The organism is Alloacidobacterium sp., assembly GCF_035631355.1.
Lineage (GTDB): Bacteria > Acidobacteriota > Terriglobia > Terriglobales > Acidobacteriaceae > Alloacidobacterium.
Genome location: NZ_DASQIX010000036.1, coordinates 1 through 16673, shown reverse-complemented (window position 1 = coordinate 16673; position 16673 = coordinate 1). Strand labels below are relative to the sequence as shown.

The following is a 16673-nucleotide window of genomic DNA, read 5'->3' as shown; positions in this document are numbered from 1 at the left end:
TGAGAAGTATTTCTTCAGGAGGTTGAAATGAAATCTTTGAGGCTTGCGACAGGATTCGCGGCGATACTGGCTTGCTTCTCCTTTACTCTTCCATCCAGCGCGCAAACCGTATTCGGCAGCATAGCGGGAACCATCACAGACTCCACCGGCGCCGTTGTCCCGAACGCTAAGGTGCAGGCGGTTGACGAAAAAACCGGAACGACTCAGGAGACGGTCTCCACCTCAGCCGGGACATACCGGCTGCCTCAGGTTCCTCTCGGCACCTTTGATATCAACGTAACTGCAGCTGGATTTCAGCCACAAAAGCTCACTGGAATCCAGGTGAACCTTCAGGTCACTGCGGCCGTGAACGTTGTATTGCAGGTTGGCGCAGCGACTGAAACTATCACCGTTGCAGCGGATGCTCCTCGACTACAGACCGAGAGCTCCGATATATCCGGCACGATTACCGCCGATCAGTACCATGACCTGCCTCTGGCTCTGGGTGGCGTGGGTGCTTTCCGTTCCCCGGAGGCATTTATCTTTCTGTTGCCTGGCAACACCGGCCCTGGCACAGCCAACAGTCCGAACGGCATTTTCTTCAGCAAGATCGCCGGCGGACAGGACTACGGTGCCGAGGTGTTGATCGACGGCCTCAGCCAGCAGCGCAGTGAGAATGGGTCCTCCTTCGATGAAGAGGCACCGTCAGTAGATGCGCTGCAACAATTGACTGTCACCCAAGCCCTTCCCTCGGCCGAATACAACCGCACCACGGGTGGATTTGAAAATTTCGTTACCAAGAGCGGCGCCAGTCAGTTCCACGGCTACGCGTTTGAAATTCTTCGCAATACGGCCCTGGATGCGAACCTGTGGTTTAACGGCGGCAACCGGGCGTTGCAATGCTCGGGCGCCAATGACACACCGGCCTGCGCTTCTACTTTCGCTACGCCAGTGGACCGCAAGAACGACTACGGCGGCACCTTCAGCGGTCCGGTTTGGATCCCGAAGGTCTACAACGGCCGCGACAAGACGTTCTTCTTTTTTGCTTGGGAGCAGTTGAAATACAGCCTGGGCGCGACCACCATCACTACAGTTCCGACAGCGGCAGAGCTGGCCGGCGACTTCTCTAGTCCGGCGCTGTTCAATCCATCGAATGTAGTAGGCACGAATCCTTGCGATGGAAGTCCTGTCTATCAGGGGCAGATATTTGATCCTTCCACCACCAGAATTGTGAATGGCGTGGGATGCCGCACCGCCTACCCAGGCAACAAAATTATGGGAGGGTTCTCGCCCGTCGTGAAGAATCTTTTGAGCTACTTCCCGGCGCCAACCAACGGGAATGTCTTCAACAATTTCTCCTATTCCAGCACCGCTCCGATCGAGAACACGACGTTAACGGTCCGCATCGATACCAACATCACGCAGAAGCTGAAGCTCTGGAGCTCGTACAGCTCGCGTGACAACAACCGCATTTCGGGTGCGCCGCAGTACCTGCCATATCCGATCGACTTTGCCACATGGAAGCAGGACTTCGAAACTCACTTCTGGCGCCTTGGACTGGATTACAGTTTTTCACCCGACCTCCTAAACCACTTCATCGTTGGATCGAACCGCTCTAACAGCATCAACTTCGCAGTGCCAGCTTTGGAAGGCAAGGATTGGTTCGGGCTGTTGGGGATTGGAAACGCGGTCAGCAAGAACTTCCCGGTGATCACGAATGGCGTGACTGCTCAGGAGGGCATGCCGAATAATGGCGATAATATCGACAATGGACTCCGCCTAGTGGATAGTCTTTCCTGGCAGAAAGGTCCCCATAGCCTGACGTTCGGCACTGACATCCGCTATCAGCAGTACTCGCCGATCAACAACAACTCCCCGTCAATCAATTTCTGTGCGGCGCAGACTTCCGCGTATCAAGGATCAAGCAATAACGGCAATGGACTGGCCAGCGAACTCCTGGGTCTTGCCTGCAACGGAGGCCAGAACGTCTATGCCCATCAGTCGCGGTGGATATCCTGGTACTACTCGGGATATGTGCAGGACGACTGGAAGATTAGCAGGGATCTCACGCTCAATTTAGGCGTGAACTACAGCGTCGATGTGCCACGGCATGAAGCGCTGAACAATACGTCCAACTTCAGCCCAACTGCCATCGATCCGGAGTATGGCGTGCCCGGCGCATTGATTTTCGGTACTACCTGCAATGGATGCAACACGAAATGGGCGGATACCTACTTCAAAGACATTGCTCCGAGAGTTGGCTTTGCATACACGCCGCCGTGGCTTAATGGGAAAACGGTGCTGCGCGGCGGAGCCGGCATCCTGTATGGTCCACTCCAATATGACGATTTTGGCGGGTCGATGAACGCCGGTTACAAATCGAGTCCCGTATTTCCGTCGAAGAATGGCTTCGATCCATCCTTTGTGATCGACAACGGCTATCCTTCCTTCCCGGCTCCTCCGAATCTCGACCCTGGCCAGTACAATGGCGCCTTCCTTCCCGGCTCCTATATTGAGAAGGGCGCAGGACGCCCGGCCGCTGTTTACAACTACAACATGCAAGTGCAACAGGAACTTGCCAAGGACCTGATCGCAAGCATCGGCTACGTCGGCAGCGCGGCTCAGAATTTGCAGGCCAACAACCAGAACATCAACAACATTCCTTATCCGGACATCGCGCTCGGCAAGGAACTTGGCCAGCAATTGATGAATAATTCCTACGGTGTGCCTGTTCCGTTCACTGGATATTTCAACCTGTGGGGCAACGGGGTGCAGATTCAGCAAGCGCTACGTCCCTTCCCCCAATATGACTTCATCGATTCCGGCTGCTGCCTGGAGGCCACCGGCCACTCCAGCTACAATGCCCTCCTCCTGTCTTTATCGCGACGCTTCCGCGATGGGTTGAGCCTGCAGGCATCCTACACATGGTCCAAGAACCTCAACGACACCGACAGCGCGCTGCCGAACACCAATCCCGGCCAGCCGCAGGTCCAGAACCCCTCAAACCTGCATGAAGAGAAAGCGATCAGCGTTCAGGACATTACCAACATGTTCGTCCTGAGCCCCTTCTATGAACTGCCTTTGGGGAAGGGCAAGCCATTCCTGAATCATGGGCCGTTGAGTTACATCCTGGGCGACTGGCAGGTTGGGGCCATCCTGCGCTACCAGGACGGTCAGCCAATGGCATTCTGCTGCACAGCGGGAATTCCCGGCTGGCAGAACGCAACCCGCTACAACCTTGTTCCCACCGTTCCTATCAAGAGCGCGGTCTACCGGAGCGGGTGGAAAAAAATCAATCCATTTAATACCGCCAATGGAAGCGATCCAACTACAAACAGCTTCTTCAACGGCTCCGATACCAGTTCCGCGCCGGCATACCACAATGGAACTGCGAGCCCGGCCTTCATTGATCAGGTGGCGGCGGTGAACGCCTCGCCACTGAACCTGCCATACACTCTCGGGAACACACCCAGGGTGACCAATATACGTATGCCTGCCTGGAAGAACGAAGACTTCAGCTTAATTAAGCAAATTCCGATCCACGAGAGTGTGGCCTTTGAGATGAAGTTCGAGTTCCTCAACGCATTTAACCGTCACCTGTTCGGCTCTCCGGACAGCAATCCAGCTGACTTCACGTTCGGCATTCCAACTTACCAGGCCAACTCGCCGCGCGCGATTCAGGTGACAGGCAGAATCAGCTTCTAGCCAAAACTGGCCTCCCGGGGAGCGCAGTTGAGAGTCTGCGCTCCCCATATTTTTTGCCCGGCATCTCTCGCTTTTGATCTGATTTCCTGGATTTGACAAGGCTGAATTGCTCTTCTAGCGTGGGCCTAGTTCTATGCGGTTTGCGAGTCTTCGATATTGCGGGCTGATCGCCTATACCTTGATTCTTACTGGAGCTTCGCTGGGCCAAACGGCGCCGGACCAGATGCAGTCGCTCTTCAGGGAGGGCGCCGAACAGATGCACGCGGGAAATGCCGCTGCAGCGGAAGCAGCCTTTCGCAAAGCCGCGGATCTCGATCCCTCTTTCGCTCCGGCTCGCCTCGATCTTGGCCTTGCCCAGTTGAAAGAAGGCAAGCTTCTGGAAGCGATTGCTTCGATCCGGAAATCGCTCGAGCTTGATCCCGCCTCGCCTGGCGCGCATCTTTTTCTGGGCATTGCCGAGTATCAGAGCAATGACGCGGACAGCGCCCTTCGCGATCTCCAGCAGGCGCTGAAAGAAGACCCGAAAAACGTCCAGGCATTGACCTGGCTCGGAATTGTTGAACTGAATACGGGCCATCCCGAGCTGGCGAGCGGTCCATTGGATACCGCTGCCGAACTTGCGCCGAAAGATGAGAATGTTCTCGACTACCGCGTCCAGGCGCACATGGCAGCAGCCAAAGAAAGCTATACGGCCCTGTACAAGCTGGATCCCGCGTCCTGGCGCCTGCATCGGCTAAATGCGGCTATCGACGCGCAGGCCGATGATCACAAGGGCGCCATTCAGGAATACCAGTTGGCCATCAAGCTTGCTCCGAAAGAAGCCGATTTGTATGAAGGCATGGGTTGGGAATACCGGAAGCTGGGGCAGGCCGATCAGGCCGCGAAAGCCTTCGCCGAGCAGTTGAAGCTGACACCCGGAAATCCGATCGCCATGTACAACCTGGGCAGCGCCCAGGTAGACAGCGGGCAGGAAGCCGCGGCTCTTCCATTGCTTCAGCAGGTTGTCAAAATTTATGGCCATCCCACCGGGGCTGATTATTATCTGGCCCGCGCGTTGGCTGCGGAAGGAAAAGAGGAGGAGGCCGTAACCGAGTTTCAGCGCGCAACCACGCTCGATGGCGAGATGCAGCGGCGTGCCTGGTACCAGCTTTCGCAAATCTACCGGCGTCTTGGAAAAACCGCGGAAGCGCGCGCAGCGGCGCTGAAATACGAACAGCTAAAGCAATCCGCCGACGAAGCGAGCGCAAAGGAAGTCGAGGACTGGCGGAAGCTGAATGCAGCCAGTGCGGCTGCCCAGGGTGCTTCTGAAAAGCAATGACTGAAAGCTACTTCCTGTCTCCAGCCGTTTTAGTTCCGTAAAGCTTCTCGCTCAATGCAAGCTCCTCTTTCGCGCGCGCCTCTTGGCCGTCTTTACGGTATGCGAGACCAAGCTCGTAATGCAGATGCGCGTCATTCGCGTTAAGCGCAATCGCCTGTTCAAGTTGCCTGATTCCTTCAGGCAAATTTCCCGAGGCAGCCAGCGCGCGGCCCAGTTTTTCGTGGCATTGCGCGCATTTTGCGTTCAAAGCAACGGCCTGCTGCAAAAGCGGGATAGCATCTTTGGCGCGATCCTGGTCCAGCAGAAAACTGCCGTAGTCGAGATACGGCCATTCGTCGGTTGATTGAGTTTTGCGCGCCAGAGCAATCGACTTCTGGAAGCTTTTGTCGGCGTCATCGAGACGGTTTTCAGCGCTATAAACCAGGCCGAGATTTTCCACCGCCTTCATGTTGCCCGGGTCCAGCGCGAGCGTTTTAGCAAAAGCCTTCTCCGCATCATGAAAGCGGCTCTGGGTGTAATCGCAGCGTCCAAGCGAGTACCACGCTTCCCCATTGTTCGGATCGAACTCGACCGCTTGCTCCAGCCAGTGGATCGCATCTGTGTAGTCATTGAGCAGGACGTAATCGAGTCCCACAATCTGAAGCTGCTCCGAGGTCGGCGTCCGCAATTTGGCTGCGCGCGTAAAGGTAGTCAGCGATTCGCGCGGCTTGTTTTCCCGCTGCTGTGCGAGCCCCAACGTGTATAGTCCATCCGCCGAATCAGGATGACGCTCCGTGAAACTGGTCAGCGCCTTGTCGGCTTCCGGCAGACGGTCGAGTCGCAACATCGCTTTCCCGGCAAAAAGCAGGGCGTCCGTCGATCCCGGCGCGGCCATCTCCGCCGCATTCATCAAACGCGCTGCCTCTTCCCATTGCTGCGTATCGAAAGCGGCGCGTCCCTGAGCGTAAAGCGTGTCCTGCGCGCGCGCCGTTGTGCAGGTTACGGCCAGCAGGATAACCAGAGAAGGCACGCAGCCAGGGCCGCGAGAAAAGCAAAGCTTCACCCACTCATAATATTCTGGAAGGCAGTGCTTCCGCGCATAACAATCTGCTTTAGCTGTGCTCTGATCGCGCTGTTTGGCGCAGCTATTTCTTCCACGCAGACGACCAACTCCACCGCTCCCCAGAGCGCGAAACTGGACGCATACGAGGAGGTCCTGAAACAGGATCCCCATGACAACGCGGCAAGGGAAGGCGAGGTAGAAACTGCAATCAACGAAGCACTGGCGGCGAAACGCGTTGGCAATAATGATCTGGCGTTGGCTTTCCTGCTCCGGGCAAACTACTGGATTCCTGACGATGCCGAGCTGCTGACCGACACCGGCATTCAGGAAGAGGCGATGAACCTCAATCATGACGCGGACGCAGCACTCGAAAAGGCACAGCAGCTTCGCCCCGGAAATCCGAAAACGCTTTATGCTATTGCCCGGGTCAAGATGAATTTGAACCAGGCCCGGGCGTCGGAAGAAGCGTGGAAAGCCTACCTCGCGCAACTCCCTGATGATGCGTCGGCGCATTACGGCTATGGCCTGCTATTGCAGATGTTGCAGCGCACGGATGAAGCACGCGCTGAATTTCAGAAGTCGATTGATCTGTCGCCGCATCAGGCGGAGTCGTATTACCGGCTGGGAGAAATTGCGCGTAATGCAGGCGATGCGGCTCAGGCAAAGCAATACTACATGCTGGCGACCGAACATGATCCTCAACACGGCGGCGCATGGACCGGTCTCGGCATTCTCGCCTTCAAAGCAAAACAATACGATGAAGCCGAGAGCGACCTGGAGAAGGCCATTCAATTCGCGCCTGATTTCCAGCAGGCGCGGTACTATCACGGTCTGACGCTGGCCAGGCTGGGGCGCAAAGACGAATCGGAAAAAGAGCTCGCCCGCGCTGTGCAGCTTGCCGACGCGGAAAACGCGCGCAAAGACCAGGCAAAACGCCTTGCCGCGCAGCCTTATCAGCCGCAGTAATCTATGAGAGGTGTAGTATCAAGAATTAGAATGTTGGTAATAAATTTCCCGTCTGAACTAAACTAGAGACTGTTATCTGTTTGACTGCCCTGCGGTAATGTGTGATCGAAAGCGAATCTGTCGTCTGGTATTGCCAATCGCGCTGCTTGCGCTATTGATTGGGACGACGTGTGGCGAACTTTGGCATCAGCACATCAATTCTTCGCCTGAGACGTGTCCGATCTGCCATCTCAGTCATCAGGCGGTTGAAGCGCCATCGACAACCGCGCAGATCGTTCACCTGGTTCCTACCGGCCCGGGGCCGGAAGCTCCACGCTACAGTCTGATCTGGGTCCCTACCGTTCAGCGCATCCCCGCGCGAGCGCCGCCAGCATAAATCAGCCGCTTTGCCCGCGCGCTGCCTTCGGCAGCGTGAGATGTTCCTGCTTTCCTGAAAGAAGGCTGATTCCTCATGCGTTTACAGCGTTTATATCGCTTGATTTGGCTTATTTTTGTGTCTTTTTCGCTGGCTGCTGGCGCGCAGTCTCCGCCTGCGACCGGACAATCGCCACCAGCGGCTCCGCAGGCACAGACGCTCGCGCAGAAGCCGGGTACAACACTCATTTCGCTCGATGATGCAATTCGGCTGGCGCTCCAGCACAACCATAATCTGCTGGCTGCGCGCACCACGATCCAGCAGAGCGAGGCGGAGGAAGTCACTGCGAACCTTCGCCCTAACCCGGTGCTGATAGGAGATGCGCAGTTCCTGCCGATTTTTCAGCCGGACCAATTCTCGGCGGACTATATCGACGACACGGCCCAATTCGATCTCGGCGTCAGTTATCTCTTTGAGCGGGGGAAAAAGCGGCAACACCGCTTGCAGGCGGCCAAAGACGTAACCGCAGTGACGAAATCGCAGGTTGCCGACAATGAGCGCACGCTCTCGTTCAATGTTGCGTCGCAGTTCATCAATGTTGAGATGGCTGAATCGACGCTGGCGCTGGCCCAGCAGGACCTTAAGAGCTTTCGGAACACGCTTGACATCAGCGAATCGCGGTATAAGGCGGGCGACATCAGTGAGGACGATCTGCTGAAGATCAAGCTGCAGATGTTGCAGTTTCAGACGGATGTGTCGGCAGCACAGCTTGCGCGGGTGCAGGGGCTTTCGGACCTGCGGCAGCTTCTGGGATATGAATCAGTTCCGGCTGATTACGACGTAGCGGGAGCGTTCGACTACCAGCCAGTCAAGGGTAATCTGGAAGACTTTGAAGCGGCTGCGCTGAAGAACCGGCCTGATCTGCAGGCGGCGCAGCAGGGCGTGACCGCCGCGAACAGCCAGTACCAACTGCAAAAGGCGAACGGGAAACGGGACGCTACGGGCCAGATCAACTACACGCATATCACCTACAACACGGTTTCTCTGTTCGGACAGATTCAACTGCCTGTTTTCGACCGCAATCAGGGTGAAATTGCCCGCGCGGGTTATGGCATCACGCAGGCCCAGGAGCAGGAAAAATTCGCGAATGGCCAGGTCCTTACCGATGTAAGAGACGCTTTTGAGAATCTGCACTCGAACGATCAGGTTATTGGCCTATACCGCTCGGGCTATCTGGATGCGGCGCAGCAGTCACGCGACATAAGTGAATACGCCTACCGGCGCGGCGCGGCGAGCCTGCTTGATTTTCTTGATTCGGAACGCAGCTATCGAAGCACGCAGCTTGCTTACAGGCAGGCCCTCGCTTCATATCTGCTTGCAGTTGAACAGCTACGCCAGGCGGTGGGAACAAGGAGCTTGCCATGACAAGAACAGAAAATATACGCAGGCTTCAAGGCGCCATCGCGCTCGCTGCCATGTGCGTTGTTATCGGGTGCAGTTCGAACGACCGGCAGCGGGCGAGCGAGATGACGTCGTTTTCTACAAAGGCCACGAAGGCGACGACGCCTCAGCTCTTCACCATTCCTGAAGACCAGATGTCGCATGTGCAGGTGATTACTCTCGAACCCACCACGCTGACACGCACGCTTCGGCTTACCGGCAGCGTGGCGTATAACGCTTTTGCGACTACGCCGGTGATCACGCAGGTTGGCGGGCCGGTAAGCCGCGTTCTGGTATTGCCCGGCCAGCATGTAAAAGCCGGCCAGCCAATGCTTGAAATCAGCAGTCCTGATTATTCGCAATTGCTGGATGCCTATCTGAAGGCCGCGGATTCATCCCGTCTCGCGAACAAAAACTACACTCGTGCACAGGACCTATATCAACACCACGCCATCGCCGAACGTGATCTCGAACAGGCTGAATCAGACCGCAACCAGGCCCAGGCCGATCTGAACGCGGCTGAACAGGGAATGAAAATTCTGGGCATCAAGAATCCCAGCGATCTGATGAAAGCCCCAAGCTCCGCGCAGATTCCCGTGCTGGCGCCGATTAGCGGCGAAGTTGTAGAGCGTCTCGTTGCTCCAGGCCAGGTGGTACAGGCGGGGCAGACGCAGGCGTTCACCATTTCCGACGTGAGCACGGTCTGGGTCTTGGCCAATGTTTACCAGGCTGATCTTGCTTCCGTGCATAGCGGAGACAACGTCGTGGTGCAGACCAGCTCCTATCCGGACAGCTTTCATGGACGAATCTCTTATATCTCACCCGCGCTCGATCCAAACACCAGAACACTGCAGGCGCGCATCGTGGTGGACAACCCGGGCGAAAAGCTGAAGAAGGACATGTACTGCACCGTCATTGTGACGGCAGGATCTATTCCGAATGCCATTGCGGTACCCGATTCTTCTGTCCTGCGCGATGACAACAACCAGCCGTTTGTTTATGTCGCCGTCAACTCAAATCAATTTGGCAGGCGCGATGTGGAGACAGGCCAGAGCGAGGACGGGAAGACCCAAATCCTGAAGGGCATTTCCGTTGGCGAAAAAGTTGTGGGCGACGGCAGTCTCTTTCTTCAATTTGCCAACTCGCTGCAGCACTGAGGAGCAGGCCAGAAATGATTCATCGCATCGTACAATTTGCCCTGCGTCAACGGCTGCTGGTCCTGATGGTGGTGTTGATTATTGCGGTCGCGGGAGCGATCTCGTTTCAGCACATGCCGGTGGACGCTTACCCCGATCTTTCTCCGCCGATGGTCGAGATCATTACCCAATGGCCGGGACACGCTGCCGAAGAAGTCGAGCGTCTGGTTACGGTACCAACCGAAGTCGAGATGAACGGCGTTCCGAAGATGTCCGTCATGCGGTCGATCTCGCTTTACGGCCTCTCGGACGTCAGGCTGACCTTCGATGAAGACACCGACGACTACTTCGCGCGCCAAGTGGTCTTCGAGCGATTGAGCGAGGTGACGTATCCGACCGGGGTGACGCCGACGCTCGCACCGCTTACCAGTCCGTCCGGGCTGGTCTATCGATATGTCATTCAAAGTCCCGACCGGACGCCGCAGGAATTGAAGGTTTACGAAGACTGGGTCATTGAGCGCGAATATAAACAGGTTCCCGGTGTCGCTGACGATTCGGGATTCGGCGGCACTGTCATGCAGTATCAGGTCTTGCTTGACCCGGCAAGGCTCTACGGCTACCACATCACGGTGCCGACTGTGCTGCAGCAATTGGCCGCCAATAATTCCAATGCAGGAGGCGGATTCTATTCGCAAGGCGGCCAGTTCTACTATGTTCGCGGCCTCGGGCTTGTCCACGACACCTCGGACATTGGCAACATCGTAGTTGGCTCACAAAATGGAGTGCCGGTAAGGATACGCGATATCGGCGACGTAACCATCGGGAACGCGCCGCGACTGGGCGAATTCGGCTTCAACAAAACGAATGACGCGGTTGAAGGCGTCATCATGATGCGGCGCGGCGAACAGACACAAAATGTGCTGAAGGGCGTGGAGGCGAAAACAGAGCAACTCAACAATCAGATACTGCCGCCAGACATCAAAGTACGGCCCTATTACGACCGCAGCGACCTGGTGCAACTTACTATCGACACGGTCGAGCACAACATGCTGCTGGGGATGGCGCTCGTTCTCATCGTCCTGATGTTTTTCCTGGTGAGCGTTCGCGCTGCAGTGATTGTTGCGCTCACCATTCCTTTGTCGCTGCTGTTTTCTTTTGTCTTTCTGCATCTTCGCGGCGTTGCGGCAAACCTGCTCTCGATTGGCGCCATCGATTTCGGCATTCTCATTGACGGCACGCTGGTGATGGTCGAAAACATCTTCCGTGAGCTTGGTTTGCGTGAAGGCCAAAGTTACGACCTACAAACTGTGATCCTCGACGCCGCCAAAGACGTAGACCGTCCCATTTTCTATTCCGTCGCCGTCATCATCGCCGGCTATCTGCCGATCTATGCGCTCTCTGGACCTTCAGGGAAACTGTTCAAGCCCATGGCGGACACGGTATCCGTCGCGCTCGTTGGCGCCTTGATCCTGACGCTCACGTTCGTTCCCGTGATGTGCGCTTACTGGTTCAAGAAAGGTGTGCGTGAGCGCATTAACAAGCCCTTTGAATGGGTGCGTGATAAGTACGCCGTTCAGCTTGAATGGTGCCTCAACCACCCGAAGACCACGATGGTGGCTTCCACGGTGATCTTCGCCCTTTCGCTGTTGCTCGTTCCCTTCATCGGCGGAGAGTTCATGCCGCACCTCGATGAAGGCGCGCTATGGGTGCGGGCCACCATGCCGTATACGATCTCATTTGAGGAAGCGAGCAAGTTTTCGCCGAAAGTCCGCGATATTTTGATGAAGTATCCGATGGTCACGGATGTCGGTTCCGAGCTTGGACGCCCGGATGACGGCACCGACCCTACAGGGTTCTTCAACGACGAGTTTTACGTCGGACTCAAGCCTTATAACGATGCTTCGTGGAAGGCGACTTCGATCCACAACAAAGCTGAACTGACCGAGGACATCCAGAACCAGCTCAAGGCGTTTCCGGGGGTCATCTTCAACTACACGCAGCCTGCCGAAGACGCGGTTGACGAAGCGCTGACAGGATTAAAGAGCGCGCTCGCAGTGAAGATTTACGGTCCTGACCTGAACGTTCTGCAAAGCAAAGCGCTTGAGATCAAGCGCCGCCTTTCACAGGTTCCCGGATTTGCCGAACTCACCGTTGTACGCGAGCTTGGTCAGCCGAGCCTGCTGATCGATGTCGATCGAGACAAGATTGCCCGCTATGGCATTAACGTTGCCGATGTCGAAGCAATCGTGCAGGCGGCTGTAGGAGGCGAAGCAGCCACGCAGGTCATTCAAGGCGAAAAACTGTTCGACCTTGTCGTGCGCATGAAGCCGGAATTCCGCGAAAACGCGCAACAGATTGGCAACCTGCTGGTTGGAACGCCGGCGGGCCAGCAAATTCCTCTCAGCGAGCTTGCCAATATCCATGAGGCGAGCGGCGCATCGTTTATCTACCGCGAAAACAACTCACGCTATATCGGCGTGCAGTACAGCATCGAGGGCCGCGACCTTGAGCGGGCCGTGGCCGATGGTCAGAAGTCTATTGAGGACATTGCCAAGTCGCTGCCTCCCGGCTATCGGCTGGCCTGGGGCGGCGAGTACGGCGAATTTCTCGAAGCGAAGCATCAGATGGAATTGATTGGGCCTCTTGCAGTGCTCATCATTTTCATGATTCTGTTTGCGCTCTACGGCAACATCAAGTTTCCTGTGACCATTGCTCTCGGCGTCATACTCACAGTGCCAGTGGGTGTGCTGCCCGCGCTTTTATTGACGCATACCACGTTCAGCGTTTCGTCAGCGCTGGGGCTACTCGCGCTGATGGGCGTTTCGGTAGAAACCGCGGTTATCCTTGTCTCCTATATCAATAAGCTGCGTATTGAAAACAAGGACATCCGCACGGCTACTCTCGAAGCCTCTCTCCTGCGGCTGCGGCCGATTATGATGACTGCCCTAGTCGCGTGCCTAGGACTTCTTCCCGCCGCGCTTTCCACCGGCATAGGCTCGGACACGCAGAAGCCCTTCGCCATTGTCATCGTAACGGGACTGATTTCGCGGCTCTTCCTCGGCTTCTTCGTCAATCCGGTGCTGTATGAGATGGTCGCCCGCGACGGAGATGTCTTGCAGGTGTGATTAGGACGCCAGCAAGGTATGGAGAGTTAGAACTGCGCCGGTTGCAAAGAGTTGACCCTGTCAACTCTCACAGTATCCTTTGCGGATAATTTGGGATTGTATTGTTGTTCAGCCCCGTATCGAGCCAAGCCGCTGCTTCCGTTCTGGAGTTTAAAGATGGCAATCGCAAGTGGACAAACAGCCATAGCTTCTGAAGGTTCTCTCCATAACAAAAAAAATGCACAGGTCTTTTCCAGACGCGCTTCAACGCTGCTGATTGTGCTCTCAATAGGATGGCTAGCTGTTGCGGGCTGCGGCAAAAAACAGCCTCCCGTCACGCAGGAACAATCGCCGAAACAAGCCGCTCCGGAGTCTCTGCTTCCAAACGCCAACAGTGGGGAAGCAGCTGGACAGGGGACACTGATGTTGCCTGCAGCGTTCGGTAAACGCACCGGCGACCTAGACGAGATGGCAAAGCAGCGAAGCATTCGGGCCTTAGTCATCGTCAACCCTATCGGGTTCTTCTATCAAGCCGGAAAGCCTCAGGGCATCCAATACGAGGCCCTCCAGGAGTTCGAGAAGTTCGCTAACCAAAAACTGAAAACAGGCAAGCTGCCAGTGAAGGTAGTTTTTCTTCCCATGCGTCCCGACCAGCTTGAAGCCGCGCTGACTCAGGGATTGGGTGATCTTATTGCACAGGGGGTCGTCATTACCCCGGAGCGCGAGCAGAGAGTCGCTTTCTCCGCTCCAATTCAGAAAGACGTGTCGCAAGTAGTCGTGACTGGACCGGCTCTGGCCAATGTATCCAGTTTTGACGATCTTGCCGGCAAGGCCATCTATGTCAATCCGTTGACTACTTATTACGAAAATCTCAAGAAAGTGAGCGATGCGCAGCAGAAAGCGGGCAAGCATCCACTGACAATTAAGACCGCCGACTCTAACCTCTACGACGACGATCTGATTCAGATGGCAAATGCGGGACTTATTCCGGCAACGGTTACAACCAAACCCAGGGCTGATTTGTGGGCGCAGGTGCTGCCGAATATCAAGTCACATTCTGAACTTGTTGTCGCCAGCGGAAATGACCTGGCCTGGGTGATGCGCAAAGACAATCCGCAGCTTAAGCAACTGGTCGATGAGTTTGCCGAAACCCATGCGGTAGGAACGTCTTTCGGAAATACACTCCTGCGCCGCTATCTGCAAAATACGAAATGGATCACAAACTCAACATCCGCCGAGGAAATGCAGAAGTTCACTGCCTATGTCGAATTCTTCAAGAAATACGCGGCCGAGTATAACTTCGACTATCTGATGCTGGCCGCGCAGGGCTATCAGGAGTCGCTGCTCGATCAGGACAAGAAGAGCCACGTTGGTGCGGTCGGAGTAATGCAGGTGATTCCGAAGCTCGCGGCTGCCAATCCGATCGACATCCCAAATGTCAGCACCGCAAACGGGAACATTCATGCAGGCGTGAAGATCATGCGCAATATCGCTGATACCTATTTCAATGATCCCGGCATAGATCCGATGAACAAAACGCTCTTCACGTTTGCCAGCTACAACGCTGGGCCGAATCGAATCGCACGCCTGCGCAAGAAAGCGCAAGATGACGGACTTGATCCTAATAAATGGTTTGGCAATGTCGAGCTGGAAGTGGCCAAAGAAGTCGGGCAGGAGACGGTCACTTACGTCAGCAACATCTATAAGTACTACGTCGCTTACAAATTGACGGTTGAAGAAAAGCAGCAGAAGCCCAACGCAGTGGCGAGCAAGTAGCTGCCCGCGTCATTAGGGCCCCCATTTGCGCGACATACTGTAAGAGTTAACAGTTGTAAGCCTCTCCTTGAAAATCCATCATACTGCCACGCACATTTAGACAGGTGTAAGCATGCTGAACGCAAAGCTGGCACTTAAACCATGCCTTTTCTGTTCTCGGGAACTCACAGGCAGAAGGCTAATTTGTTAATACGCAAACAGCATAAGAAGTGCAAAATAATCCGGGCCCCTACCTTTCAATACTTAGGAGAAACCGATGATCATGCAACGCCGGATCGCGCTTGTCATAGTGACGTCAATAGTGCTGCTCTCCAGCCGGTTTATGTTTTCTCAGACAAGTTCGTCGCAAGCCAGCTCGTCCAGCCAGACCCAGAGCTCGACCGACCAGGACATCGACCTGCTTCGCAAGGACATTCGCTCTCAAAAGAAGCAGGTCATTGCGGCCAACCTGAACCTGAGCGACAAGGAAGCTGAACAGTTCTGGCCTGTTTACGATCAGTACACCGCCGAGCTGGTCAAGATTAACGATAAGAAGTATGCGGCAATCAAACAATTTGCGCAGAACTATGACACGCTGACCGACGACCAGGCGCAAAGCCTCACTCGCCAGGCCCTCGAAGTGGATGAATCTGTCGCACAGTTGAGGCTGAAATACATCCCGATCTTTGGAAAGGTGATTTCCGGCAAAAAAACGGCTCTGTTTTTTCAGCTTGATCACAGGCTTGTCATGCTGATCGATCTGCAACTATCGTCGGCAATCCCTCTGGTCCAGCAATAGAAGGTCTCGTCCTTACTTGTTCAAATGCTCATCTGATGGGAGGGGCGAATGGCTAAAGCGAGGAGCGCGTTGCCTCGTTCGTGCATCTGTATCGTTTTCACCGCGCTCTCGCTGGTTTGTGTTCAGGCGCAGACAGATCCTCTACCATCGTGGAACGATACCGCGCCCAAGAAAGCCATCATTGCTTTCGTTGAAAAGGTTACCAAGGAAGGGACTCCAAATTTCGTTCCGGCGGATCAGCGTATCGCCACATTTGATAACGATGGCACGTTGTGGGTAGAGCAGCCCATGTATGTACAGCTCGCTTTTATGCTCGACCGCGTTAAGCAACTGGCGCCGAAGCATCCGGAATGGAAGACGACGCAGCCATTCAAGGGTGTTCTCGATGGCGATATGAAAGCCGTAGCCGCAACCGGAGAGAGAGGGCTCGTGCAGCTTATGGCGGCGACGCACGCAGGCATGACCGTGGACCAGTTCCAGAAGATCGTCACCGACTGGCTCGCCACTGCGCAACAACCCAGGTTCAAACGTCCATATACGCAATGCGTTTATCAGCCTATGCTGGAGCTGCTGGCCTATCTCCGCGCTAATAACTTTAAGACTTACATTGTCTCGGGTGGTGGAGTTGAGTTCATGCGTCCATGGACGGAGGAAGTCTACGGCATACCCCCTGAACAGGTCGTGGGCAGCTCCATCAAGACGAAATTCGAAATGGTTGACGGCAAACCTGATCTGATGCGGCTTCCGGAGATCGACTTCATTGACGACAAGGAAGGCAAACCAGTCGGGATTAACCAGTACATAGGCCGCCGTCCCATAGCCGCCTTCGGCAACTCCGATGGCGACCAGCAGATGCTCGAATGGATTGCCGCAGGCGATGGCCCGCGCTTCATGCTGCTCGTACACCACACGGATGCAGCACGCGAATATGCTTATGACTGTGAATCGAGCTTTGGAAAGCTTGATAAAGCGCTGGACGAAGCGAACGCCAAGGGCTGGACAGTAGTAGACATGAAGAAAGACTGGAAAGTGGTTTTTCCGCCTGGAATATAGTTGGTAAAACTACACAGGTAG

General features: G+C 55.3%; 10 protein-coding genes. 9 read left to right on the top strand and 1 reads right to left on the bottom strand.

Annotation, left to right across the window (positions count from 1 at the left end):
• Window positions 1-27: 27 nt before the first annotated feature.
• Complete coding sequence (locus VEV40_RS06485) at window positions 28-3684, top strand: TonB-dependent receptor (RefSeq protein ID WP_324830991.1); 3657 nt, start codon at window positions 28-30, stop codon at window positions 3682-3684.
• A gap of 133 nt (window positions 3685-3817) precedes the next feature.
• Window positions 3818-5002, top strand: a complete 1185-nt coding sequence (locus tag VEV40_RS06480) for a tetratricopeptide repeat protein (protein WP_324830989.1) — start codon at window positions 3818-3820, stop codon at window positions 5000-5002.
• 7 nt (window positions 5003-5009) lie between these two features.
• On the opposite strand, the gene VEV40_RS06475 is transcribed toward VEV40_RS06480, so the two are convergent.
• Complete coding sequence (locus VEV40_RS06475; protein ID WP_324830987.1) at window positions 5010-6011, bottom strand: tetratricopeptide repeat protein; 1002 nt, start codon at window positions 6009-6011, stop codon at window positions 5010-5012.
• Window positions 6012-6068: 57 nt separating this feature from the next.
• On the opposite strand from VEV40_RS06475, the gene VEV40_RS06470 reads away from it, so the two are divergent.
• The 7 genes from VEV40_RS06470 (at window position 6069) to VEV40_RS06440 (ending at window position 16652) form a co-directional block, all read left to right on the top strand.
• Complete coding sequence (locus VEV40_RS06470) at window positions 6069-7010, top strand: tetratricopeptide repeat protein (RefSeq protein ID WP_324830986.1); 942 nt, start codon at window positions 6069-6071, stop codon at window positions 7008-7010.
• Between the two features lie 493 nt (window positions 7011-7503).
• Window positions 7504-8790, top strand: a complete 1287-nt coding sequence (locus tag VEV40_RS06465; protein WP_324830985.1) for a TolC family protein — start codon at window positions 7504-7506, stop codon at window positions 8788-8790.
• Window positions 8787-9962, top strand: coding sequence for an efflux RND transporter periplasmic adaptor subunit (locus VEV40_RS06460; RefSeq protein WP_324830984.1), 1176 nt, complete (start codon window positions 8787-8789; stop codon window positions 9960-9962). The genes VEV40_RS06465 and VEV40_RS06460 overlap by 4 nt, the downstream gene beginning before the upstream one ends.
• Before the next feature lie 14 nt (window positions 9963-9976).
• Window positions 9977-13066, top strand: coding sequence for a CusA/CzcA family heavy metal efflux RND transporter (locus VEV40_RS06455; protein ID WP_324830983.1), 3090 nt, complete (start codon window positions 9977-9979; stop codon window positions 13064-13066).
• Between the two features lie 156 nt (window positions 13067-13222).
• Window positions 13223-14821 carry a transporter substrate-binding domain-containing protein gene (locus VEV40_RS06450; protein ID WP_324830981.1) on the top strand — a complete coding sequence of 533 codons (1599 nt, stop codon included), beginning with the start codon at window positions 13223-13225 and terminating at the stop codon, window positions 14819-14821.
• A gap of 262 nt (window positions 14822-15083) precedes the next feature.
• Window positions 15084-15599, top strand: a complete 516-nt coding sequence (locus VEV40_RS06445) for a hypothetical protein (protein ID WP_324830980.1) — start codon at window positions 15084-15086, stop codon at window positions 15597-15599.
• 48 nt (window positions 15600-15647) lie between these two features.
• The gene (locus tag VEV40_RS06440; RefSeq protein ID WP_324830978.1) at window positions 15648-16652 is read left to right on the top strand and encodes an HAD family hydrolase; all 1005 of its coding nucleotides are present in this window, start codon (window positions 15648-15650) and stop codon (window positions 16650-16652) included.
• The last annotated feature ends 21 nt before the right edge of the window (window positions 16653-16673 follow it).